This is a genomic window from Mesorhizobium sp. ES1-3 (assembly GCF_020164795.1).
Taxonomy (GTDB): Bacteria; Pseudomonadota; Alphaproteobacteria; order Rhizobiales; family Rhizobiaceae; genus Mesorhizobium.
Window position 1 is genome coordinate 24,017 of sequence record NZ_JAIUGW010000007.1, and the last position, 23,651, is coordinate 47,667.

Sequence of the window (23,651 nt, forward strand, 5' to 3'; positions counted from 1 at the left end):
GTCCGGGTGATGCTATCGGACGAGGATGTTGCGGAATTGCCACGGGTCGCTGCGGTCGAGGTCCTCAGGGAAGAGACCCGGGCGTCTGTCGAGCGGCGTCCAGTCGGTATAATAGCCCTTGACCGGTCCGAGATAGGGCGACTGCACGTCCAGGCAGCGCTTGTAGTCCATCTCGTCGGCCTCGACGATGCCGGCGGCCGGATTTTCCAGCGCCCAGACCATGCCGGCCAGAACCGCCGAGGTGACCTGCATGCCGGTGGCGTTCTGATAGGGTGCCAGCTTGCGCGCCTCGGCGAGCGACAGCTGGGAACCGTACCAGTAGGCATTCTTGTCGTGGCCATAGAGCAGGACGCCGAGTTCGTCGACACCGTCGACCAGTTCGTTCTCGTCGAGCACGTGGTGTACCGGCTGCGGCTTGCCGGCGGCACCGAACATCTCGTCCAGCGACAGCATCGCATCGTTGCAGGGATGGTAGGCGTAGTGGCAGGTCGGGCGGTATTGAACCTTCCCCTTCTTGGAATGCACGGTGAAGAAATCGGCGATCGAGATAGCCTCATTGTGCGTCACCAGCAGACCATATTGCGGTCCCGGCGTCGGGCACCAGGAGCGCACGCGGGTGTTGGCGCCGGGTTGCTCCAGGTAGATCGCGGCCTTGGAACCGTGCTTGTGCTTCTTGCCGTTCTTCGGCATCCAGGTCTCGTGCGTGCCCCAGCCGAGCTCGGCCGGCTGCAATCCTTCCGAGATGAAGCCCTCGACCGACCAGGTATTCCAGAACACATCCATCGGCTTGGGCTTCTTGGTACGCTGGGTGTCGCGCTCGGCGATGTGGATGCCCTTGACGCCAGTCTTCTTCATGAGCTTGGCCCAGCCCTCGCGGTCTTCCTGCGCGGGCTCGGAGAACTCCATGCCTAGATCGGTGGCGAGATTGACCAGCGCCTGCTTGACGAACCAGGACACCATGCCGGGATTGGCACCGCAGGTGGAGACGGCGGTGGCGCCGCCCGGCTTGTCGTGCTTTTCCTTGAGCAGCGCCTCGCGCAACGCATAGTTGGTGCGGCTGGCATTGTCGGCCTTGGCGTCGAAATAGAAGCCAAGCCAGGGCTCGACGACGGTGTCGATGTAAAGCACGCCGAGCTTGCGGCAGAGCCGCATCAGGTCCACCGAGCCCGTGTCGACCGACAGGTTGACGCAAAAGCCCTGGCCACCACCATTGGTCAGCAGCGGCGTCAAAAGCTTTTTGTAATTCTTCTCGGTCACCGCTTCCTGGACGAAGGTGATGCCGCGCTCGTCGAGCAGCTTGCGATCGGTGTCGCGCGGGTCGATGACCGTCATGCGCGACTTGTCGAACTTGAAATGGCGTTCGATGAGCGGCAGCGTTCCGTGTCCGATCGAACCAAAGCCGATCATCACCACGGGGCCGGTGATCTCACCGTAAACGGGCCAGTTTTCATTCGCCATTTTATCGAGCACTCCTTCAACTGCGTGCAAAAGCTGGGCAACTACGTGCAAAAGCCGAACAACCACGTGCAAAAGCCGGGCATTTTCGCCCAACGGCCATGCGCTACATCACAGATCATTGTCATAAACCAGCGAAAACCGCCAACCCGCGACTACGCGTCTTTGGCCATGTGGTTAAGGACAGCGGTCAGCCGATCGCGATCCGACGTCAGGCCCTTGTAGTCGAGTTGGGCGATGTCGAGCGCTTCGAGCTGGGCAGCGAAGGACGCCGCCAGCGTCGCCCGGTCCGGATGCCGCGCCAGCACGGCGAGCGGGTCGAGATGGATGCGGATAGTGAACAGGATATCGCGCGAGGCGGGCAGTTTGCGCAGCGTTTGACGCTCGACGCGGATGAAGGCGTGCGCCTTCACGTCACCATCGGGGAAACGCGTCGGCCGGCTGGTGGCGCGGTCGATGCGCTCGACATTGGACAACGGGTGGTAGAGCGCATCGCCTGATTGGATCGACCAATTGTAGCGCTCGACGGCCTGGCCCTGAAGGCCATCGAACATCCGGTTGATGAGATCGGCCGGTCTCGTGCCCGGGCCGAAGCCCGGCACCGGCTGATGGATCTGCTGCAGCGGCTTGCCGAATTTCTCGGTGAGCGACCAGGATGAGGGGAAGCACAGCGAACCCGCGGCCAGACGCCAGCCGTCTTCGCCCCGGCGCATGAGGATCAGGTCTTCCTGGACCAGCAGCGAGGCCGCTACCAAGGGAGCGCCGGCGAGGCTGGACGGGACTGCCGGATGGCTCGTCGCGCCCATGACCGCAACGCCCGCATCGCTGCGCCGGTGGGTGTCGGGAAATCTTTCCGGCAGGTAGGCGCCGAGCAAGTCGAGCACCTCTTGCTGGGCAGCGCGCGTGCCGTCCTCCTCGACGAAGACGCGCTCGGGGATTTCGCCATAGAGCCGGCGCTTCTCGGCGAGATAGGGCAGCAGGTGACCGTCCACCTCGATCCAGTTCGCGGGTTCCAGCGGCTTCAGACCGACGGTGAAGAGTTTCGACGAGCCGTCATAGGGCGTATGGGTGGGTTGCCGGAAACTCATGCCTCTTTGAACGAGCCCAAGCCGGCGGCGGTCATCCGCGCCGTGAATTCGGTGATGTCGTAGTCGGCGGCGCCCGCCTGGGCGAAAGGATCGGCTGCCAACCTGGCATCGAGCACTTCGCGGGGGCAGCGTGCGATGATGATGCCGCCGGTTCTTGGCCGCTTGGGCCCGGACGCAACGAAGATGCCTTCGGCGTAGCAGGCTTCCAGCCACTCGATATGGCCCGGCGCCAAGCGGTCGATCTCGGTGAGCGGCACCTTGTAGTTCAGCGACACGACGAACATTGTATTCTCCGGGCTTGGGTCACGACAGCCTGGCGGGGATCAGCCCGCGCAGCGAATTGCCGACGAACAGCGCCTTGGCGGATTTGAGGTCATCCAAGCTGTAGATCGCTTCACTGGCGCGGCCTTCATCCAGAAGCACGGCGCGCAATACGCCAGGCAGCAGGCCGCAATCGAGCCGAGGCGTCGCCAGGATGCCGTCGCCGAAATCGGCGAAGACATTGGTGATCGTGCCTTCGCAGATCTCGCCGCGCTCATTGGCCAGCAGCACCTCGTCGGCCTGGGTGATGAGATATTCGGAGCGGGCATGGGTGTAGAGCTGCCGCCGGCTGGTCTTGTGGCGCAGCAGCATGTCGCGCGAATCGAGCCTCGTCCGTGCCAGCCGCAGCGCCCACACCTTGTCGGCGGCAAGGGGTTCATAGGGCTGCGCCGAGGCGTTGGCCTCGCCATTGCGCGACAGAGCGAGCCGCGTGCGCATGGCGATGGGCGATCGGTCGACCGCGCCGCTCAGGGCTTCGCCGACTTCTTGCGGATCATAGCTGAACCCCAGTTCCGCCGCCGAGCCATAAAGGCGCGCGAGATGGCGATCGAGTCGCAGGAAGCCCGAGGCGGGCTCCCAGCGCATGGTCTCGATCAGCTCGAAACCGGCGGCGTCCCCGTCGCGAAGCGGGCTTTGAGCAGACACTCCTGATACTCCTCTTGTGCGACCGAATCGAAGACGATGCCGCCGCCGACATTGTAGACGGCCTCGCCGCTGGCAAAGAGCGAGATGGTCCGGATCGCAACGGAAAAGCGCATCGTGCCGCCGGGTGCGACCCAGCCGATGGCGCCGCAATAGACGTCGCGGGGCGTGCCTTCCAGATCGTGCAGGATCTCCATGGCGCGGATCTTCGGCGCGCCGGTGATCGAGCCGCAGGGAAACAGCGCCGCGAAAATCTGGCGTATGCCGAGGCCGGGCAGCAGCTTGGCCCTGACGTCGCTCACCATCTGGTGGACGGTCGGGTAGGTCTCGATGCGGAACAATTCCGGCACCTCCAGCGTGCCGACCTCACTGATCAGCGATATGTCGTTGCGCAGGAGGTCGACGATCATCCGGTTCTCGGCCTGGTTCTTCTCGTCGTTGCGCAGGAAATTCTTCTGCCGTTCGTCCTCGTCGCCTGTTGTGCCGCGCGGTGCGGTACCCTTCATCGGATGCGTTTCGATCGTCCCGGCGGCATCGATCTCGAAGAACAGTTCGGGCGAGCGCGACAGAACGATCGGGTCGCCGAGCGAGACCAGCGCGCCATATTTCACCGGCTGGCGTTCGGTCAGCGCGTCGAAGGCGCCGAGCGGATCGCCAGACCATTGCGCGTGCACCGGAAAAGTCAGATTGCCCTGGTAGCAATCGCCTTGCCTGATGTGCTGGTGCAGCCGCGAGAACCGCTTCTGGTAATCCTCGAACGACCACGTCGCCCTTGCGTCGAAGATCGGGCCGTTGGTCGGCGTGCTTCGCGGCGGTACCGCCTCTTCATGAGGGGCATCGAAGACCCCGAGGCAGACCAGCGGGGCCCGGCGCCTGCCCGGCAGCAGGGGAACGAGTTTCGGCTCGAGCAGGTAACCGGCCTCGTAGGAGAAATAGCCGGCCAGCCATTTGCCGGCGTCGTGCGCGGCCTGCGCCGCTTGCAGCGCGGCCGGGAAGTCCTTGGCCTCATGCGCGACGATAATATCGGCCGGCCGCTCGAAAACGAGCTGGCGCGCGCTTTGGTCGTTGCGGAAAATTGCGGCGGGCAGGGACATGGGAACCGGGATCGATGTAGCCGACGATCGCTCTATATGGGCGGCCGGGCGCGCGCAATCGAGAGAACGGCACCCTGTCCCTCAAAGCCGACCTTGGCCGGATCCAACTTTGCCGGCAAAAGAGAAGCGGCGGCGCCAAGGGCGCCGCCGCTCACAAGGTCTCTGTGCCATCGTTCAGGTGTTGCTGGCGGTTCCGGCCGTCGGAAACTGCTTGGCGAATTCGGCCTCGTTGCCGACGGCGAGCAGCTTGGCCTGCTCGATCCAGCGTTCGCGCGCGATGCGGCCGTCGAAGTTCATCACATCCTCGATCCGCTTGATGTCGGTTGATGTCCAGGCGGCGATCTGGGCGAAGGTGGTGACGCCTTGCGCCTTGAGCAGCTTTTCGTTGACCGGGCCGATGCCAATCAGCCGGCGCAGATTGTCGGGCTTGCCCGACGCCGGTTTGGCTGCGGCCGTTGCGGCCTTCCTGGCGGCGGGCGCTGTCTTGGGAGCGGCCGAGGTCTTCGCTGGAGTTTTGGCCGCTGCGGGCTTCGGCGCCGCCTTTGCCGGGGCGGCCTTCGCCGCGGCCGGCTTGGCTGCAGCCGGAGTGGATTTGGCAGCGGCAGGCGTCGACATCACGGCTGCTGGTGCCGGACTTGACGCCTTTGCTCCGCCGGCGCCCGACGAGGCCTGCGCCTCACGCAACTGGCGCTCGAGGTCGGAGCGGGTCTTGCCGCATGCATTGAGTTCGCCGGTCAGGCGATCGCTGTCGGCGCGCAACTTGTCGCGCTCGCCGCGGGTGCGATCGAGGTCGCCTCGAAGACCGTCGAGCTCACCGCGCAAACGCCCCCAGATGAACCAGCCAACCAACACGCCTACCAGGAACGCCAGCAGCATGTAGAAAAAAGTGCCCATTATCTCTCTCCAGTCAGATCCGTCTGCCGCAGGGTCATGACCTTCGGCGATGGACTACTCGATGGTTCCGCAGATTCGCGAAACAGCCGGCTTCGGTTCGAGCTGTCGGCGATCGGCTTTGCCTGCCCATGGCCAACGGCCGTTGTCGCGTTCGCCTGAGCGCACGGCCGGCCGGGACTTTTCCTCGCCGATCCGCATGCGCTCCGGCTGAGCTTGAAGGGAAAGCTACCATAGAGCTTGCCGAAAGCTATGGGAAAACGTCCGTGCAGAGTTCTTCAAGAACAAATATTTAGGGCAAGAATAGCACGGTCCATACATGCATTCGGGCTAAACTGTTCTTGCCGGGCGAGAGGCGTCTCAATCGTCCAGCGTTTCCAATTCGTCGATCAGGCCGCCGATCACACCGAGCCCGATCTGCCAGAAGGCAGGGTCGGTGGCGTCGAGGCCGAAAGGCGCCAGAAGCTGCGAATGATGCTTGGTGCCACCGGCACGCAGCATCTCGAAATATTTGTCCTGAAAGCCGCGCTCGGCATTCTGGTAGACCGCATAGAGCGAGTTCACCAGGCAGTCGCCGAACGCATAGGCATAGACGTAGAAGGGCGAGTGGATGAAATGAGGGATGTAGGTCCAGAACACCTCGTAGCCCTCGCGCAACTTGATCGCCGGTCCGAGGCTTTCGGCCTGCACTTCCAGCCAGAACTGGCCGAGCCTGTCGGAGGTCAGTTCGCCGTTGCGGCGCTCGGCATGAACCTTGCGCTCGAATTCATAGAAGGCGATCTGGCGCACCACCGTGTTGATCATGTCCTCGACCTTCTGGGCGAGCATGGCTTTGCGCTCGCGCCGGTCGGTGGTCCGCTCGAGCAGCGAACGGAAGGTCAGCATTTCGCCGAAGACGGATGCCGTCTCCGCCAGCGTCAGCGGCGTCGGGGCCATCAGTGCGCCCTGGCCGGCGGCCAGCACCTGATGCACGCCGTGCCCGAGTTCATGCGCCAGCGTCATCACGTCGCGCGGCTTGCCCATGTAGTTGAGCAGCACATAGGGATGAACCGATGGTACGGTCGGGTGGGCAAAGGCACCCGGCGACTTGCCTGGGCGCACCGGCGCGTCGATCCAGTTGCGGTCGAAGAAGGTGCGCGCGATCTCGGCCATCTCAGGCGAGAAGCGGTGATAGGCCGACAGCACGGTGTTCCTGGCCTCGTCCCAGCCGATCACCGCCTGCGGCGTCTCCGGCAAGGGCGCGTTGCGGTCCCAGTGGTTCATCACCTCCATGCCGAGCCAGCGCGCCTTCATGGCGTAGTAGCGGTGCGACAAGCGCGGATAGGCCTCGCGCACCGCGGTGGCGAGCGCATCGACCACGCCGCGCTCGACGCGGTTGGCGAGGTGGCGTGAATCGGCAATGTCCTCGAAGCCGCGCCAGCGGTCCGAAATTTCCTTATCCTTGGCCAGCGTGTTGGTGATCAGCGTGAAGGTGCGCAAATTCTTGCGGAAGGTCGTGGCCAGCGCCTCCGAGGCACGCCGGCGGACCTCGCCATCGGCATCCTGAAGGCGGTTGAGGGCCGGCTCCAGCGTCAGTTCCTCGCCATCGATATCGAAGCGAAGATCGGTCATCGTCTCGTCGAACAAGCGGTTCCAGGCGCCGCGCCCGGTGATCGACTTTTCGTGGAAGAGCTGCTCGACGCGGTCCTCGAGCTGATAAGGCTTGTCCATGCGCAGATCGAGCACCCACGGGCGGTAATGCCCGAAGGCGGGGTCGCCGGCCAGCGCGCCTTCGATCGCCGCATCCTCGATCAGGTTCAGTTCGAGCGCGAAGAACAGGAGATGCGCGCTGGCGTCGGTCATCTTCTCCTGGACGTCGCCATAGAGCTTGGCGCGCTGCGGATCGGCGGTGTTGCCGGCATAGACGAGGCCAGCATAGGAGACGATGCGGCCGATCAGTTCCTCGAGCGCCTCGTAGGCGGCAAGGGCCTCGCCCAGCCTGCCGGCACTGCCGCGCCCGGCCTCGGCGGCGAGCGTGCCTTTCCAGCGGGCCTCGAATGCGATGGCGTCGGCAGCCGCTTTGGCAATGTCGCGCTTCAGTTCCGGCGCGTCCATGCCGGCATAAAGGTCGGCGAGGTTCCATTCCGGCAGATCGCCAAGCCCGGCCGCGCCCTGACCGGACGCTGGCGCCGCAATCCGCCGATCAAACATCATGCGCATCGACATACCTTCTTTTTGGATCAAGAAACCGGCTTTTTGAATCGAGTGGCCGGCTTTGAATCAAGTGGCCGCAATTGGGAAGCCAGGATCAAGGGAATGGAGAAGCCGGTCAAATCCTAAGGAATTCGTTCACCGGGTTTTTTGAAACCTTATTTAGAACCCTGTGCCAAGATGATCCATGGGGATTTCGGGCGCGGGCAAACCAAGACAGTCATGACAGGTTCCATACTCATAGTCGATGACGATCCCGTGCAGCGCCGGCTGCTCGAGGCGGCGGTGACGCGGTTCGGCCATACCGCGATCGTCGCCGATGGCGGTGCTGCCGGCCTCGAAGTTCTCGACGGGCGTGGCGCCCGCGACGTCTCGGTTGTGATTCTCGACCTGGTCATGCCCGGTCTCGACGGCATCGGCGTGCTGAAGGCGATGCGCGAGCGCGACATCAGCGTGCCGGTCATCGTGCAGACCGCCCAGGGCGGTATCGAAACCGTGGTTTCGGCGATGCGCCACGGTGCTTTCGATTTCGTCGTCAAGCCGGCCTCGCCCGACAGGCTGCAGGCCTCGATTTCCAATGCGCTCAAGGTCGAGGCCGTCGAGGGTGAGGTCAAGCGCACGTCGCGCAAACGCGGCGGGCTGCTGACCTTTAGGGACATGATCACCCACAGTCCGGCCATGGACAGGGTGATACGCCTCGGCCAGAAAGCGGCGGCCTCCAATATCCCGATCCTGATCGAGGGCGAATCCGGCGTCGGCAAGGAACTGGTGGCGCGTGCCATCCAAGGAAGCGGCGACCGTCGCTCGAAACCGTTCGTCACGGTCAATTGTGGCGCCATCCCCGACAATCTGGTGGAGTCCATCCTGTTCGGCCACGAGAAAGGGTCGTTCACCGGCGCCACTGACAAGCACACCGGCAAATTCGTCGAGGCGCATTCCGGCACGCTGTTCCTCGACGAGATCGGCGACCTGCCGCTCGACGTGCAGGTCAAGCTGTTGCGCGCCGTCCAGGAGGGCGAGGTCGATCCCGTGGGCGGCCGCTCGACCGTCAAGGTCGACATCCGGCTGATTTCGGCGACGCATCGCAACCTCCTGCAGCAGGTCAAGGACGGCAAGTTCCGCGAGGATCTGTTCTACCGGCTGAACGTCTACCCGATCTTTGTGCCGCCGCTGCGCGATCGCCGCGACGACATTCCCCATCTGGTCACGCATTTCATGGAAAAGGTGGCGCCGGCCGACCCGCGCCATCGGCTGAAGGGCATTTCGGCGGCGGCGCTCGCGGTGCTGCAGGCCTATGACTGGCCCGGAAACATCCGGCAGCTCGAAAACGCCGTCTTCCGCGCCTCGGTGCTGTGCGAAGGCGATGTGCTGACCGCCGACGATTTTCCGCAGATCCGGGCGCAGGTGGAAGGCACCGTCAATCTTGACGCGGACGACACGTTCGAAGCAGGCGGCGCCGCGCCGCCGCTGGCGCCGCGCGATGAGGACGTCGTGTCCGACGAGACCGCTCCCGTGCGCGAGCAGCCGGCCGGGGCGCAGCCCCGCTTCGGCATGCTGCGGGCACTCGACGAGCGCGGCAATGTGCGTGCGCTGGCCGATGTCGAACTCGAAATGATCAAGCTCGCCATCGATCACTACAATGGCCAGATGAGCGAGGTCGCCCGCCGGCTCGGCATCGGCCGCTCGACGCTCTACCGCAAGCTCAAGGAATACGGCATCGACCCGGAAACCGGCCGCGTCGACAGGCTTGCTTCCTGAGCCGCAAGGCCGGGACCAGTTTCCCTCGTCATTATATCAGCTGACAGAGTGCCTCCCCGGACTATGGCGGGCCGGAGGCGGCGCTCGACGGGCAGTGTTCACGCATTAAGGCCGGCGGTAACAGATCGTGTTCGGCCAAAGCCGGAAAACATGATCTAAACCAGCGGTTTACCAAGAAACCTTGGGGACAATTTTTGACGGGATATCGCCACCGTGTTACCGCATTTCGGCTTCAATAAGCGATGATTAACCATTAGGATCGATATTCGGATGTGATAACGACACGTCCGTTTGGGCAAATCCGGGGACAAACGGCAGCCTGCAAGGCCTTTTGATTTGAACAGAATCGAACGACTCAAAAACGGGCGGCAGTATCATTTGAGCGTCTGGCCGAGATGGTTGGCGGCGGTGATTGTCGCATTTGGTTTTGTTGCCGCGGCTGCCACGGGCGCCCAGGCTGAAGTTCGTTCGCTGAAGCTCTACCACCTCCACACGCACGAGAAGGCGGAGATCGTCTACAAGCGCAATGGCCGCTACGTTCCCGAGGGCCTGAGGAAGATCAACATCATCCTGCGCGACTGGCGCCGCAACGAACCCACCAAGATGGACCCGCGTCTGCTGGATCTGGTCTGGGAAGCGTATCGCGAAAGCGGTGCTACCGACTATATCCAGGTTGTCTGCGGCTACCGTTCGCCATCGACCAATTCGATGCTGCGCAGCCGCAGCCGCGGTGTCGCCGAGAAGAGCCAGCATATGCTTGGCAAGGCGATGGATTTCTATATTCCCGGCGTGCCGCTGAAGAAGCTGCGCAATATCGGCCTCAAGATGCAGGGCGGTGGCGTCGGCTATTATCCGACCTCCGGTTCGCCATTCGTCCACATGGATGTCGGCAATGTGCGCCACTGGCCCGGCATCAGCCGCCAGGAACTGGTCAGCCTGTTCCCCAATGGCAAGACGCTGCATGTGCCGAGCGACGGCCGGCCGCTGCCCGGCTATGAACAGGCGCTGGCCTCCTATCAATCGCGCAAGGGTTCCGGCACACCGAATATCGAAATGGCCAGCGCCGGCGGCAGCGGCAAGAAATCCGGCGGGTTCCTCTCTGCCTTGTTCGGCGGCGGTGGCGCCGACGAGGCCGACGACAGCGCCGACGTGGAGACCGCTTCGGCCGCACCTGCGCCCAAGGCTAGAAATCTGAAGCCGGCCGCGACCGCGAAGAGCAGCAACCTGCCTGGTATCGCCATCGTGGCCCCGGAGAATGCCCAGCGCGCCGACATTCCTCAGCTTGCCGACGAGCAAGCCCCAGAGCCGGAGAAGAACACGCCGGAGACGATCATCGCGGCGCTGCCGGCCAAGGAAATCCCGCTGCCCGATTTCGCGCCCCGGCCGAAGGCCGATGTCGGCGCACAGCCTGAGAATGTTCCCTTCGCCATGGCGGATGCGACGGCCACCACCGAACAGGCAGTGGCGACCGCGCAGGCACCGGCGAACATGCCTTTCGGCAAGTCCGATCCGGCAGCCATCGCGCAAGCCGCCGCCGCCGATCAGGCGCAGGTTGCCGTCAACAACATTCCCCTGCCGACATGGCGCCCCGAGCACTCGCTGCCAGCGGACCTCGCCCCGCCGCCCAGCAAGGATGTGCTGATGGCGCTGGCCGAAACGGCTGACCAGGACAAGACCGCGACGGATGCGTTCTCCGTGCTGCCGACAGCGCGTCCCGAGCCAACCAAGCCCGACGCCGTCAAGGCCGTGCTCGACGAAGCCAATGCCCAGGTCGGCACCGCCGCCGAATATCAGGTGGCTTCGTTGTCCGAAGAGCCGCGTTCGGCCTTCAACGATCCGTCGGGTGTCGATGCGGCGTCGCCGCGCCAGGCTGTTGCCGCCCGTCCTGCCGGTTCCGATCCGGTCGCCGCGATCGGCGCCGGCGTGAAGACGACCCGCAAGGAGGCCAGGGCCACCGCCCGCGATCAGAAACCCGGCCCCAGGGCCGTGGTGGTTGCCGCGGCGCCGCAGGCCGCCCGCTGGGCACTGACCAGCGGCGAGAACGTCGCTACCGTTTCGAGCGCGACGACCGCGCCGGGCTACGCCTACAACATCGTGCATACGCCGCCGAGCGAGGTCTATACGGCCGGCTTCCAGCCGAGCAACCAGATGGCCGACGCCAGCCGCTTCACCGGCAATGCCGTCAAGTTCCTGTCGGTCGCCCGCTTCCAGACGAAGTAATGAACAGGCCACAATATTGCTGAAGCCGCGCCGGGCGACCCGCGCGGCTTTTTGCTGTCCGAGGCACGATGCATCGGCGATGGATCACGTGCTGCTGAACTCCTCGTGAAGCCGGAACCGCTTGCTCGTTTCCCAGTTGGTGTGGGTATGTTCCAACCTGAGGAAATTCATGAAGAAGATACTATTGGCATCGGTTCTGGCAGTGGCGGCAGCATCGGCCGCGATCGCCCCATCGCAAGCTGAAACTCTGATCGTCAAGCATGGTAGGCATCACTGCAGGACCAAGGTGGTCACGCATTGGCAGCACCATCACAGGGTGGTCGAGAGGGTCAGGGTCTGCAACTGACCTGTGCTTGAGAAGAAAGCAATGCGGCCCGGTTGGCGAAAGTCGGCCGGGCTCTTTCGTGCCGAGCCGACAGGCGTTATCGCTGAAGCTTACTCGCGGCCCGCGCGAGCGCTTCGATCTCGTCCCACTTGCCGGCCTTGACCATGTCGTCGGGGGTCACCCACGAGCCGCCGACGCAGATGACGTTGGACAGGCTGAGATAGTCGGCGGCGTTCTTGCCAGTGATGCCGCCGGTCGGGCAGAATTTGACATCCGCCAGCGGCGAGGCAAAAGCCTTCAGCGAAGCGATGCCGCCGGACTGTTCGGCCGGGAAGAATTTCAGGAAGCGTAGGCCGGCTTCGCGCGCGGCCATGATCTCGCCGGGCGTGATGGCGCCGGGCAGCAACGGGACCTCGTTGTCGGCGGCGGCAGCCAGAAGCTCGCGGGTGATGCCGGGGCTGACGATGAAGCGCGAACCGGCGCCGGCTGCCTCGTCGAACTGCTTGCTGTCAAGAATGGTGCCGGCGCCGACGATGGCCTCCTCGACCTCGCCCGCCACACGACGGATCGCTTCGAGCGCATCCGCGGTCCTGAGCGTAATCTCGATCGCAGGCAAGCCGCCGCGCGCCAGAGCACGGGCCAGCGGCACCGCATCGGCGACGTTGGCGATCTTCAACACCGGAATGACTGGCTGGCCATTGAGGAGCGACAGGAGTTTCTCGGTCTTGCTGGGCATCTGTCTCTCCTTGTCAGGCCGCATCGAAGGGAATTTCAACCGATTAGCAGACGGGTATTGCCCTGTCCACGAAACCGGTCGCGGCGCGATGTCACGCGCTGCCATCAAGCTTAAAGGTTCTTTCTCGACAAGGCCATGACAGGCAGCCCGACCCGTTTCGCCTTGAATCGGCTTCCACGAGCGTCTAGTTGCTCAGGCAATGACAACACCGCCCGCGCCATCCCAGCCAGTTCGCGTCGCCGCGCTCTACCGTTTTGCCCGGCTCGACGCCTTCGCGGCGTTGCGCGCGCCGCTTGCGGCCTTCTGCTGCGGCCGCGGCATCAAGGGTACGCTGCTCCTGGCTCATGAGGGCATCAACGGAACCGTAGCCGGCAGCGAGGAAGCGATCGCCGCGCTGGTCGAACATATCCAAGCCATCGACGGACTGGCGGGCCTCGAGGTCAAGTACAGCAGTGCCGCGGCCATGCCGTTCCACCGCATGAAGGTGCGGCTGAAGCGCGAGATCGTCACCATGGGCGTCGAGACTATCGACCCGGCGGCAAGCGCGGGCACCTATGTCGAACCGGGCGACTGGAATGCGCTGATCTCGCAACCCGACACGATCGTCATCGATACGCGCAACGCCTATGAGGTCTCGATCGGCACCTTCAAGGGCGCCGTCGACCCGGCGACGGCGAGCTTTCGCGAGTTCCCGGCCTGGGTAGAAGCGCATCGGGCGGATCTCGAAGGCCGCAAGGTGGCGATGTTCTGCACCGGCGGCATACGCTGCGAAAAGGCGACCGCCTATGTGAAGTCGCTCGGCTTCGAGGATGTGTTCCACCTCAGGGGCGGCATTCTCAAATACCTCGAGGAGGTTCCATCCGAACAGAGCCTCTGGCAAGGCGAATGCTTCGTCTTCGACGAGCGGGTTTCGGTGTCGCACGGCCTCGCGGAGGGCGCCGCGGAATTGTGCCGCGCGTGCCGCCATCCGCTGACGGAGAGCGACCTGATGTCGCCGAAATATGCCGCCGGGGTTTCGTGCCCGCACTGCTTCGACGCCCGCTCGGATGAGGACCGCAAGCGCTACGCAGAGCGCCAGCGGCAGGTCGAGCTCGCGCAAGCCCGGGGCAGGGGACCGCATATCGGATCCTGATGGAGGCGCCGGGGCCGGGCAAACCGGGGCCGCCTGTCATTGCAATGTCAAGCTTCGGGACCTACGTCTTCGGCGTTCGAAACCTGCCCGTTCGGCCGGGCAAATCCTGGAGGCATCGATGTTCGATCCCAAGAAGCTTCTCGACGATCTGCTCGGCTCGCAAGTTCCCGGCACCAGCGGCACGGTCCGCGACAAGGCCGGCCAGGCGGTGCAGATGGCCAAGGATAATCCGCTGGCCGCCGGTGCGCTGGCGGCCGTGCTGCTTGGGACCGGGGCCGGCCGGCAGGTGACGGGTGCCGCGGTGAAGCTCGGCGGGTTGGCCGCCATCGGTGGCCTCGCCTACAAGGCCTACCAGAACTACAAGGCCGGCAACGCACCGGAACAGGCGCCCGCCGCCGGCGAGCCGGCATTGCTGCCGCCACCCAAGGACACTGCCTTCCACCCGTCGCAGGCGCCACAAGGCGAGGATGAGTTCACGCTGACCCTGGTGCGGGCGATGATCTCGGCGGCCAAGGCCGACGGCCATGTCGACGACGAGGAACGCCAGAAGATCGCCGGCAAGCTCAGCCTCGCCGGGATCGGCACCGATGCTGAAAAATTCTTGATGGCGGAACTGGAGAGCCCGCTCGACCTCGACACGCTGGTGGCCGGCGCCAGGACCGACGCGCAGAAGCTCGAGCTCTATACCGCGTCGCGCCTCACCATCGACCCCGACACGCGCGCCGAGCGCGGTTACCTCGACCTGCTTGCCGGGCGGCTTGGCCTGCCGGATGCCCTGATCGACCATGTCGAGGCAACGGTTTCGGCGGCGAAAGTGCCGGCCGCCAAGGGTACGTCACCCAATCCGCGGTGGTAACCCGGATTGGCACAGAGGGCCCTGGAGGCGTTTACCTTTCGTTAACTCAGGAAGCGCATGATTCTACACAGTCGGATCGGCTTTCCTCCTCCCAAGCCCGGTTCAGATCAGGGCGGTCGCCAATGACCGCCCTTTTTGTCGGCGTTCGCCTGGTTCTCTCCAGAGAAACGCGTTTCACTTTTCGACGGCATGTCCCGGTGGCCGCGCTTGCCATCGCCGCCATCATTTGCGATGCCTTCTCCACTCGAACCAAACTTGTGGATCAGGCGAGCACGCACAGCGCCGCCGGAGGACAACTGCCATGACCGAGCAAAAAACCGCCATCGTCACCGGCGCCGGCACCGGGATCGGCAAGAGCGTCGCCACGGCATTACTCAAGGCGGGCTGGAACACGGTGTTCTGCGGGCGCCGCAAGCCGGTGCTGGATGCCGCGATCGCCAAGATCGGCCCGACCGAGGCCAAGGCATTGGCGGTTGCCTGCGACATCAGCAAGGCCGGCGAGGTCGACGATCTGTTCGAGACGGTGGCGGAGGCGTTCGGCCGCGTCGACCTGCTCTTCAACAATGCCGGCATGGGCTACAAGTCGACGCCGATCGACGAGATCCCGGTCGAGGTGTGGAACGATATTGTCGGCGTCAATCTCACCGGTTCGTTCCTGTGCGCGCGCGCTGCCTTCGGCGCCATGCGCAAGCAGAAGCCGATGGGCGGCCGCATCATCAACAACGGCTCGGTGTCGGCCTATGCGCCCCGTCCGGGCTCCGTGCCCTATACGGCGACCAAGCACGCCATTACGGGGCTCACCAAGACGCTGGCGCTCGATGGCCGTCCCTTCGACATCGCTTGCGGCCAGATCGACATCGGCAATGCGCTGACCGACATGGCGCAGCCAATGACCGTCGGTGTGCCGCAGGCCAATGGCTCGATCGCCGCCGAAGCGGTGATGGATGTCCAGCGCGTTGCCGACGCGGTGCTTCACATGGCGAGCTTGCCGCTCGACGCCAATGTGCTGTTCATGACCGTGATGGCGACGAAGATGCCGTTTGTCGGCCGCGGATAGCCGCCAAGCATTGGTCGAGCGAAGCACCTACAGCATGTCGCGCTGAGACGGGTTCAGACGACGCGCTTCAGGTTTTTGTCTCGATGCATTCGCCGAAGCCGCTGCCCACTTTGGGCGATGTGCATCAATCGCCGAGCACTCGCCGTCGCTCCTCGAACTCGTTCTTGTCGATTTCGCCGCGCGCGAAGCGCTCCTTGAGAATGTCAACAGGCGAGCGACCCGGCAGCGCGTGGTGATGAGGTGGCATTACAACCGCCCCGCCCAGCCAGCGAGTGAGAGGCAGAACGGCAGCCACCAACACGACGAAAAAGAGGATCATGAACAACGGACCGAAAATCATCGCCCAACCTCCGCCCCACCACATCATGCGGGGACCATAGGCATACCTGTCCGCATCCGGCAGTGCCTGTGCCCATGCAGCGCCGGGCGCAAGGGCCAGGATCGCGCTGATTGCCGTGGGGGACTTCATCAAAGCTTTCCGCATGGGATTGTCCTATCGCTGACGATTGTCATCCTACACGTCAGGCAGCCCGGCATTTTGCGCTGGATCAAACGCCTGCTTTTTTGCTCCGGGTCATCATGCGGCGGCGATGCTTGCGACGCCGAGACTGCGACTGGACCGTCGCGAAGACGCGCTTGATAACAACAAGGCTTGGAGCGCGTCGCTCGAGCTCACTTTGTCAGGAACGCTCCGATCCGCTCCAGCGCGCGCAGGATGTTCTCTTCGGAATTGGCGTAGGAAAGCCTGATATAGCCTTCGCCGAGAATGCCGAAATCGGGGCCGCCGATCAGCGCCACACCGGCCTCGTCGAGTAGCGCCGAGGCGAGCTTCTTGGCCTTCCAGCCGGTCTTCGATACATTGGGGAAGGCATAGAAGGCGCCCTTGGGCGTGATGCAGGAGACGTTTGGCAAGGCGTTCAGGCCTTCGACCACGATCTTCCGGCGGTTGTCGAAGGCGCGCATCATCTTGTCGACGTCGTCCTGCGGGCCGTCGATCGCAGCGATGCCGGCGAACTGGCTCGGCGCGTTGACGCAGGACCAGCAATTGACCGCCAGCTTGCGCACCTTGTCGTAGAGATGGGCGCCCTTGTCGCCGTTCGGCCAGATCGACCAGCCCATGCGCCAGCCGGTCATTGCCCAGGTCTTCGACCAGCCATTGAGTACGATCAGCCGGTCGCGGATCTCGGGAAAGCCGAGCAGCGAGCAATGCGTCTCGCCGTCGTAGGTCATGACGTCGTAGATCTCGTCGGAGAGGATGGCGACGTCGGGGTGCTTCTCCAGCCCCTTGACCAGTTTTTCGATCTCGGCCCGGGGCGTGACGCCGCCGGTTGGGTTGGCCGGCGAGTTGAGGATCAGGAGTCTGGTCTTCGGCGTGATCAGCGCCAGCGTCTCTTGCGCCGAGAAGGCGAAGCCGTTCTCCTCGCGCATCGGCACGGGAATGGGGGTTGCACCGGTGAATTCGATCATCGAGCGGTAGATGGGAAAGCCGGGGTCGGGATAGAGGATCTCCGCGCCGGGTTCGCCAAACATCAGGATGGCGGCGAACATGGTCGGCTTGCCGCCGGGCATGATCATCACCGCCCCGGGCGAGACCTCGACGCCGGTGGTGGTCAGCGTGCGCCGCACCACCGCCTCGCGCGTTGCCAGAAGGCCGTTGGCCGGCGTGTAGCCATGATGGCCGTCACGCAGCGCCTTGATCGCCGCCTCGACGATGTGCTGCGGCGTCTTGAAGTCGGGCTGGCCGATGCCGAGATTGACGATGTCGCGGCCCTGTTGGGCAAGTGCCGTTGCTCGCGCCAGCACGGCAAAGGCGTTTTCCTCGCCGAGACGGTCGAAGGCCGAAATCGTGTGGAGCATTTTTCCCGTCCCTGTGGTTCTTACTCTGCGGCAGCGTTTTTGTGAGCGTCCGCTCGCAAAAGTCAAACGGATTGGAGTTTCTGGTGTCGGAAAATCTTGAAAATTGGCAGCCGCGCCCGCGGCCCGAGCGCAAGGTGCTGGAGGGCCGCTATGTCAGGCTCGAGCCGCTGAGTGCCGCAACACATGGCGACGGCCTCTATGAAGCGTCGTCCGTAGCCGATGTCGACGGCCGCTTCGCCTGGCTACCCGATTATCCGCCGGAAACCCGCACCGCCTTCCAGCCCTGGCTGGACAAGGTGGAGGCGAGCGAGGATCCGTTGTTCTTCGCGGTCATCGACAAGGCCAGCGGCAAGATCGCGGGACGCCAGACGCTGATGCGCATCGATCCGGCCCATGGCGTCATCGAGATCGGCAACATCTACTGGGGACCGCTCATTTCGCGCAAGCCGGCGGCGACGGAAGCGCAGTTCCTGTTCATGAAATACATCTTCGACGAACTCGGCTATCGCCGCTACGAGTGGAAGTGCAACAACCGCAACGAGCCGTCGAAGCGCGCGGCGGAACGGTTCGGCTTCAAGTTCGAGGGCATTTTCCGCCAGCATCTCATCGTCAAGGGTGAAAACCGCGACACTGCGTGGTATTCGATCATCGACGAGGAATGGCCGGCTCTGCGCAAGGCCTATGAAGCCTGGCTCGATCCGGCCAACTTCGACGCCGATGGCCAGCAGAAGCGCCGCCTGGAAGATTTTCGCGCGGAATTCGGCGCGTAACGGGAGTTTGCCATTTGGCGCATACCCACGATCACAGCGGGCACGATCACGGCGCCGGCCATATGCATGGCTCGACCGACAAGAAGCGCGTCCTGATCGCGGCCTGCCTGACCGCGGGCTTCATGGTGGCGGAGGCGCTCGGTGGCCTGTTTACGGGGTCGCTGGCGCTGCTGGCCGATGCCGGCCACATGCTCGCCGACGCCATTGCGCTCGGCCTGGCCTGGTATGCCTTCCATCTGGCAGGCCGGCCGGCGACCGGCCAGCTCACCTATGGGTTCGGCCGGGTCAAGACGCTGGTAGCCTACACCAACGGCATCGCCATCTTCGTCATCGCGCTGTGGATCGTCTACGAGGCATGGAATCGCCTGCTGACACCGGCGCCGGTGCTGGGCGGACCGATGCTGGTGGTGGCGATCCTCGGCCTGCTGGTCAATATAGGTTCCTTCCTGGTGCTGCATGGCGGCGATCGAGACAACCTCAACATGCGTGGCGCCATCCTGCATGTGCTTGGCGATCTGCTCGGCTCGGCCGCCGCGATCGTGGCGGCACTGGTCATCGTGGCGACCGGCTGGACGCCGATCGACCCGATCCTGTCCGTGCTGGTCTCGCTGCTGATCCTGTCCACCGCCTGGTCACTGATGCGCGCCGCCGCCCACGTCCTGCTCGAAGGCGTGCCGCCAAGCCTCGACCGCGACCTGATCGCCGGGGATATCCAGACAACAGTCAAGGGCGTGCGCGAAGTGCACCATATGCATATCTGGTCGATCGACGGCACGAGCAGCATGGCGACGCTGCACGCCTGCCTTGACGAGGGCGTCGATGCGCATCAGGCGGTCAGTGCCATCAAGAAGCGGCTTGCCAGCGAGCACGGCATCAGCCATGCCACCGTGGAATCGGAATTCGGCCAGTGCGCTGACGATGGCGACGACCACGATCATGAGCATGAGCATGAGCATGAGCACGATGCGGCCCCGCGTCATGGCCAATATCACTAGGTCCGATCGATGACCATTAGTCGGATCTGCCTCAGGAGTTCTCCAGCCTTGAAACTCAGCCCGATGAACGACCGCCGCTCCGGTGGTGCAGCATGATGGACCGTGACACGCGCAATGCGGCCATCGCGGCGGTCTGGATCATGCTTCTGTTTGGCATTGCCGTTTTCTACCTGCCGACCGTGATGTTGGCACTCGGCAACTATTCGACCGTGCTGGCGGGTATCTTCGGCACCGCCTTCGTGCTGGCGTTTTTCTTGGTGTTCTGGCTGCGCGCGCGCACCCAGCGCAAAAATCGGGACAAGTAAGGGGTATCGGACATGCGCATTCTGATCACTGGCGCCGCGGGCATGGTCGGCCGCAAGCTCATCGCCCGGCTGGCCAAGGACGGCACGTTGCGCGGCAAGAAGATCACCGCGCTCGATTTGCACGACATCGTGCCGCCGCAGGCGCCAGCCATGGACGGCGTCAGCGTCGCACTGCACATGGGTGACCTTGCCGAAGGAGGCGCCGCAGAAGGCCTGGTTGCGTCGCGGCCCGACGTCGTCTTCCACCTCGCCGGCATCGTGTCGGGTGAGGCGGAAGCGAATTTCGAACTCGGCTACCGCGTCAACCTCGACGGCACGCGCGCGCTGTTCGACGCCATCCGCCTGGCGGGGTTCGCGCCGCGCGTCGTGTTCACCTCGTCGATCGCGGTGTTCGGCGCGCCGTTCCCGGATGTCATACCGGACGAATTCCACCCGACGCCGCTGACCTCCTACGGCACCCAGAAGCAGATGAGCGAAGCGCTGCTGGCCGACTATTCCAGGCGCGGCTTCTTCGACGGCATCGGCATCCGGCTGCCGACGATCTGCGTGCGGCCGGGCAAGCCGAACAAGGCGGCCTCCGGCTTCTTCTCGGGCATCATCCGCGAACCGCTGAGCGGGCAGGAGGCGATCCTGCCGGTGCCGCGCTCGGTCGTGCATACCCACGCCAGCCCGCGCTCGGCGGTGAATTTCCTGATCCATGCGGCTGGCATCGACGGCAATGCTGTCGGGCCGCGCCGCAACCTGACGATGCCGGGCGTCGCCGTCACCGTCGGTGAGCAGATCGAGGCGCTGGAACGCATCGCCGGATCGAAGGCGGTAAGCCTGATCCGCGAGGTGCCCGACGAGACGATCTGGGCGATCGTCAAGGGCTGGCCGACGCGGTTCGAGGCGCGGCGGTCAAGGGAGCTTGGCTTCAGCGCCGAGAAGAGTTTTGACCAAATCATCCGAGCCCATATCGAGGATGAGCTCGGCGGCAAGATTCCCGGTTAGGAGTTGCGGTGCGCCTTGCCCATCCAACGGTATGGGCAGCTCTACACGGTGCCTGTCAGGCTCGCCGACAGCAACAGCAGTCCAAACAGGAACACGAAGGCCGCGCCGCCAATCTCGACGATCGAATGGATGCGGTTGCCCATGCGGCCGTCACCGGCGAAATAGACCGCCCAGTTCTTGGCGGTCACGGCAAGCGTCGCCAGCGCCGAAACGGTGATGGCGGTTCCAATCGACATCGCCAGCACCGACAGCAAGCCGCCGAGCCAGAGCCCGTTGAGAAGCGCGAAGCTCAGCACTATCAGCGCGCCGGAGCAGGGGCGGATGCCGACCGCCGCCACCGCCGACCAGGCCGTGCGCCAATCGAAGCGGTCACCCGAAAGCAGCGCCGGATCGGGCGCATGCGAATGGCCGCAGGTTTCGCAGACCTCGCCGCTGGCGTGGTCGTGATGCGCATGATCGTGCGCGCCATGGTCATGATGGTGGCCATGCGCGCCGTGGTCGTGATGATCGTGCGAATGGCCATGCGCATGGTCGTGATCCCCATGCGCGTGAAGTGCATGGGAATGTGCATGCGCAGTATGGTCGTGAGCGCCATGCGAATGGCCGGCGTGGGACTGACCAGCATGGCCCGCATGGGAATGACCGGCGTGAGCCGCCGAGAGGCTGTAGGCTGGCCCCTTGCCAAACAGGCGCAGGACGGCTGGACCCAGCTTACGCCACAAAAGCCAGGCGCCAAAGAGGGTGACCAGGGCAAAGCTCATGATCTCCATGAACCAGGCCGCATCGGTCATCGAGATGGTGGTGCCGCGCAGGACGAAATATGCAAGCAGCATGACCAGGATCGCCGTCAGGCCCTGCAGCAGCGCCGAGACGAAGGACAACAGGATGCCGCGCTTCAGCGCCACTTCGTTTGCCACCATGTAGGACGAGATCACCGCCTTGCCGTGGCCGGGGCCGGCGGCGTGGAAAATGCCGTAGGCGAAGGACAGTCCGACGAGTATCCAGATCTTGCTGTTGTCCTGGCGCATCGCCTTCATGGCTGTCGCCAGCGCGCGATAGAATTCCTGCTGCCTGAGATTGATCCACATCAGGATATGGGCGAACGGACCGGTGGTCGGCGCCATGCCGTCATTGACGCCGATGCCGAGCGAACTCTGGGCGTGCGCGGCATTGGCGAAATGCATCATGGCAAAGGTGAGGGCCAACAGGCCCAATGCCAGACGCAGGGACGGTTTCGAGCAGTTCCCGATCAGGTTCACCGGATCTATCCTTCTGGCTGACAGGTCAGTTCGAGCTTGGTGGCAAAGATCTTGCTCATGTCGGTGCCTGTCGGATCGTTGAAGAAAGCATCCGTCAGGGTCTTCTGGTTTTCCTTGATCGCCTCGTCCGGGTCCGGCCGGACGACTTTGCTCGTGCAGTTCGACGGCAGCCCCTCGACGGTGATGTTGGAATCCTCGGTGAAGTCGATCGCCGTGTAGAAGGTCGGATCGTAGACGCCTATGTCGATCGTGCCGGTCAGCTTGATCGGCACCTTGGGTTCGGACTCGAACAGGATGATCAACTGGTCGTTGTCGAAATTGGCCATCAGATGCGGCGGCGGCACCATCGTCACGTCCTTGCCGTTCTGCGTGACGAGTTGGAAATAATTGAACTCGGCCAGCGAGGCATGGACGGTATCGGCGACCTCCTTCAGCTCCTTGTCGTCAAGCTTCAGGTCGGAGTTCTTGTCGAACTCCATCATCACAGTACTCGAAAACAGGTCGTCGAAGCGCCACAGGTGACGCAACGCTTTCACACTTTGGTGATCCGGGGACAGGATGACGTCGAGGCGTGCCTCGGCGAAGACGTGCGGATGCACCTCGGCGGGTCCCGTCGCGGCAAAGGTCGCCGCCAAGGCCGAAGCCGCCATGATTGCGTGCCGTTTCAAATGCATTCGCGGTCGCGATTCCCTTGGCTTTCGGAGAGAGTTGTCGAAGGTTACCAGAAAGGGGGCGAAAATGGGACCGCCGGCGCATGTCACCCAAAAGTGCGAAGCGGTTTCGGGACAACGACACGCACACTGAGGCTGGTCAGGCGTTCTCGCGCGTCCTGAACCACTGCACCAGGAAGTCGACGAAAACGCGCACCTTCGCCGGCAGATAGCGGCGATGCGGGTAGACGGCGAAGATGCCGCCGCCGGGCAGGATGCGGTCATCCAGCACCGCCACCAATTGGCCGCTCTTGAGGTCGGGCGCGGCGATGAAATCCGGCAGGATGCAGAATCCAAGCCCCGACAAGGCCGCGGCGCGCGCCGCCATCGGGCTGTTGACCTCGATCGGACCCGACACGGCGATGCTCACCGGATCGCCATTGTCGCCCTTGAACGGCCAGTTGTTCAGGCCGCGGCCATTGGTGTCGACGATGCAGGGCATGTGGCCGAGATCCTGGGGCCGTGTCGGCATGCCGTGCCTGGCGATCAGGTCGGGAGAGCCGCAGAGCTTGATCGAAAACGGCGCCAGCCGTCTGGCGATCAGCGACGAGTTCTCCAGCCGCGAGATGCGCACCGCGAGGTCGAAGCCTTCCTCGACCAGATCGACGAAGCGGTCGTCGAGCTGGATGTCGAGGACAATATCGGGATATTGCTTGGCGAAGTCGATCAGCGACTGGCCGATCGGCGCGTCGGCGAAAGTGCGCGGCGCCGACAGCTTGATCCGGCCGCGCACGTCGCCGGAGGATTCGCGCACGGCGTCGGCCAGGCTGTCGACCTCGCGCACGATCTCCGAGGCGCGGCGGTAGTAGGTGTGGCCGGCTTCGGTCATCGAGAACTGGCGCGTGGTGCGGTTCAGCAGCAGCGCGCCGAGCTCGTCCTCCAGCTCGCGCACATATTTCGACAGCAGTGCCTTGGAGCGGCCGATCTTGCGCGCCGCCGCAGAAAAGCCCTCGGCCTCGACGACGTCGATGAAGGCGCGCATGCGCGTCAATGTGTCCAT

Annotated in this window: 23 protein-coding genes; 10 read left to right on the top strand and 13 right to left on the bottom strand. The window is 64.1% G+C overall.

Annotated features, from left to right (window positions below):
• Nucleotides 1-12: 12 nt before the first annotated feature.
• The 7 genes from LB536_RS12340 to LB536_RS12370 all read right to left on the bottom strand — a co-directional run bounded on the left by LB536_RS12340 (nucleotide 13) and on the right by LB536_RS12370 (nucleotide 7,690).
• Nucleotides 13-1,458, bottom strand: a complete 1,446-nt coding sequence (locus LB536_RS12340; protein WP_224592554.1) for a homospermidine synthase — start codon at nucleotides 1,456-1,458, stop codon at nucleotides 13-15.
• A gap of 152 nt (nucleotides 1,459-1,610) precedes the next feature.
• Complete coding sequence (locus LB536_RS12345; protein ID WP_224592557.1) at nucleotides 1,611-2,543, bottom strand: heme-dependent oxidative N-demethylase family protein; 933 nt, start codon at nucleotides 2,541-2,543, stop codon at nucleotides 1,611-1,613.
• Complete coding sequence (locus LB536_RS12350; protein WP_140810570.1) at nucleotides 2,540-2,827, bottom strand: YciI family protein; 288 nt, start codon at nucleotides 2,825-2,827, stop codon at nucleotides 2,540-2,542. Before LB536_RS12350 ends, LB536_RS12345 begins: the two co-directional genes overlap by 4 nt.
• Nucleotides 2,828-2,846: 19 nt before the next feature.
• The gene (locus tag LB536_RS12355; RefSeq protein WP_224592560.1) at nucleotides 2,847-3,509 is read right to left on the bottom strand and encodes an aminotransferase class IV family protein; all 663 of its coding nucleotides are present in this window, start codon (nucleotides 3,507-3,509) and stop codon (nucleotides 2,847-2,849) included.
• Nucleotides 3,458-4,612 carry an aminodeoxychorismate synthase component I gene (locus tag LB536_RS12360; protein ID WP_411966544.1) on the bottom strand — a complete coding sequence of 385 codons (1,155 nt, stop codon included), beginning with the start codon at nucleotides 4,610-4,612 and terminating at the stop codon, nucleotides 3,458-3,460. The genes LB536_RS12355 and LB536_RS12360 overlap by 52 nt, the downstream gene beginning before the upstream one ends.
• A 162-nt stretch (nucleotides 4,613-4,774) precedes the next feature.
• Nucleotides 4,775-5,494 carry a proton-conducting membrane transporter gene (locus LB536_RS12365; protein ID WP_140810566.1) on the bottom strand — a complete coding sequence of 240 codons (720 nt, stop codon included), beginning with the start codon at nucleotides 5,492-5,494 and terminating at the stop codon, nucleotides 4,775-4,777.
• 357 nt (nucleotides 5,495-5,851) lie between these two features.
• A complete protein-coding gene (locus LB536_RS12370) occupies nucleotides 5,852-7,690 on the bottom strand; it encodes a M3 family oligoendopeptidase (protein ID WP_224592566.1) in 1,839 nt (612 codons plus the stop codon).
• A 213-nt stretch (nucleotides 7,691-7,903) separates the two neighbouring features.
• Here LB536_RS12370 and LB536_RS12375 point away from each other — a divergent pair, with 213 nt between their 5' ends.
• Nucleotides 7,904-9,439, top strand: a complete 1,536-nt coding sequence (locus LB536_RS12375; RefSeq protein WP_224592568.1) for a sigma-54-dependent transcriptional regulator — start codon at nucleotides 7,904-7,906, stop codon at nucleotides 9,437-9,439.
• A 408-nt stretch (nucleotides 9,440-9,847) separates the two neighbouring features.
• Complete coding sequence (locus LB536_RS12380; protein WP_224592571.1) at nucleotides 9,848-11,659, top strand: DUF882 domain-containing protein; 1,812 nt, start codon at nucleotides 9,848-9,850, stop codon at nucleotides 11,657-11,659.
• Between the two features lie 422 nt (nucleotides 11,660-12,081).
• On the opposite strand, the gene LB536_RS12385 is transcribed toward LB536_RS12380, so the two are convergent.
• Complete coding sequence (locus tag LB536_RS12385) at nucleotides 12,082-12,720, bottom strand: 2-dehydro-3-deoxy-phosphogluconate aldolase (protein ID WP_224592574.1); 639 nt, start codon at nucleotides 12,718-12,720, stop codon at nucleotides 12,082-12,084.
• Between the two features lie 199 nt (nucleotides 12,721-12,919).
• Here LB536_RS12385 and LB536_RS12390 point away from each other — a divergent pair, with 199 nt between their 5' ends.
• The 4 genes from LB536_RS12390 to LB536_RS12405 all read left to right on the top strand — a co-directional run bounded on the left by LB536_RS12390 (nucleotide 12,920) and on the right by LB536_RS12405 (nucleotide 15,765).
• Nucleotides 12,920-13,852, top strand: a complete 933-nt coding sequence (locus LB536_RS12390; protein ID WP_224592577.1) for a rhodanese-related sulfurtransferase — start codon at nucleotides 12,920-12,922, stop codon at nucleotides 13,850-13,852.
• Between the two features lie 118 nt (nucleotides 13,853-13,970).
• Nucleotides 13,971-14,708 carry a tellurite resistance TerB family protein gene (locus LB536_RS12395; RefSeq protein WP_224592579.1) on the top strand — a complete coding sequence of 246 codons (738 nt, stop codon included), beginning with the start codon at nucleotides 13,971-13,973 and terminating at the stop codon, nucleotides 14,706-14,708.
• A gap of 122 nt (nucleotides 14,709-14,830) precedes the next feature.
• A complete protein-coding gene (locus LB536_RS12400; RefSeq protein WP_224592582.1) occupies nucleotides 14,831-15,013 on the top strand; it encodes a hypothetical protein in 183 nt (60 codons plus the stop codon).
• On the top strand, nucleotides 15,010-15,765 hold the full coding sequence (locus LB536_RS12405; protein ID WP_224592584.1) for an SDR family oxidoreductase: 756 nt from the start codon (nucleotides 15,010-15,012) through the stop codon (nucleotides 15,763-15,765). The genes LB536_RS12400 and LB536_RS12405 overlap by 4 nt, the downstream gene beginning before the upstream one ends.
• A 124-nt stretch (nucleotides 15,766-15,889) precedes the next feature.
• On the opposite strand, the gene LB536_RS12410 is transcribed toward LB536_RS12405, so the two are convergent.
• Both LB536_RS12410 and LB536_RS12415 read right to left on the bottom strand, forming a co-directional pair.
• On the bottom strand, nucleotides 15,890-16,234 hold the full coding sequence (locus tag LB536_RS12410; protein ID WP_224592587.1) for an SHOCT domain-containing protein: 345 nt from the start codon (nucleotides 16,232-16,234) through the stop codon (nucleotides 15,890-15,892).
• A gap of 203 nt (nucleotides 16,235-16,437) precedes the next feature.
• Entirely contained in the window at nucleotides 16,438-17,622 is a 1,185-nt protein-coding gene (locus tag LB536_RS12415; RefSeq protein ID WP_224592590.1) for a pyridoxal phosphate-dependent aminotransferase, read from the bottom strand.
• Between the two features lie 83 nt (nucleotides 17,623-17,705).
• Here LB536_RS12415 and LB536_RS12420 point away from each other — a divergent pair, with 83 nt between their 5' ends.
• The 4 genes from LB536_RS12420 to denD all read left to right on the top strand — a co-directional run bounded on the left by LB536_RS12420 (nucleotide 17,706) and on the right by denD (nucleotide 20,682).
• Complete coding sequence (locus tag LB536_RS12420; RefSeq protein ID WP_224592593.1) at nucleotides 17,706-18,392, top strand: GNAT family N-acetyltransferase; 687 nt, start codon at nucleotides 17,706-17,708, stop codon at nucleotides 18,390-18,392.
• A gap of 14 nt (nucleotides 18,393-18,406) precedes the next feature.
• Nucleotides 18,407-19,387: a cation diffusion facilitator family transporter gene (locus LB536_RS12425; RefSeq protein ID WP_224592596.1), complete on the top strand. Its 981-nt coding sequence runs from the start codon at nucleotides 18,407-18,409 to the stop codon at nucleotides 19,385-19,387.
• A gap of 92 nt (nucleotides 19,388-19,479) precedes the next feature.
• Entirely contained in the window at nucleotides 19,480-19,692 is a 213-nt protein-coding gene (locus LB536_RS12430; protein WP_140755990.1) for a hypothetical protein, read from the top strand.
• 12 nt (nucleotides 19,693-19,704) lie between these two features.
• A complete protein-coding gene (gene denD / locus LB536_RS12435; RefSeq protein WP_224592599.1) occupies nucleotides 19,705-20,682 on the top strand; it encodes a D-erythronate dehydrogenase in 978 nt (325 codons plus the stop codon).
• Between the two features lie 41 nt (nucleotides 20,683-20,723).
• On the opposite strand, the gene LB536_RS12440 is transcribed toward denD, so the two are convergent.
• From LB536_RS12440 to LB536_RS12450, 3 genes are all read right to left on the bottom strand, one after another.
• Nucleotides 20,724-21,869: a nickel/cobalt transporter gene (locus tag LB536_RS12440; RefSeq protein WP_263489045.1), complete on the bottom strand. Its 1,146-nt coding sequence runs from the start codon at nucleotides 21,867-21,869 to the stop codon at nucleotides 20,724-20,726.
• Between the two features lie 77 nt (nucleotides 21,870-21,946).
• Nucleotides 21,947-22,615: a DUF1007 family protein gene (locus tag LB536_RS12445; protein WP_224592602.1), complete on the bottom strand. Its 669-nt coding sequence runs from the start codon at nucleotides 22,613-22,615 to the stop codon at nucleotides 21,947-21,949.
• 136 nt (nucleotides 22,616-22,751) lie between these two features.
• Nucleotides 22,752-23,651 carry a LysR family transcriptional regulator gene (locus LB536_RS12450; RefSeq protein WP_140755984.1) on the bottom strand — a complete coding sequence of 300 codons (900 nt, stop codon included), beginning with the start codon at nucleotides 23,649-23,651 and terminating at the stop codon, nucleotides 22,752-22,754.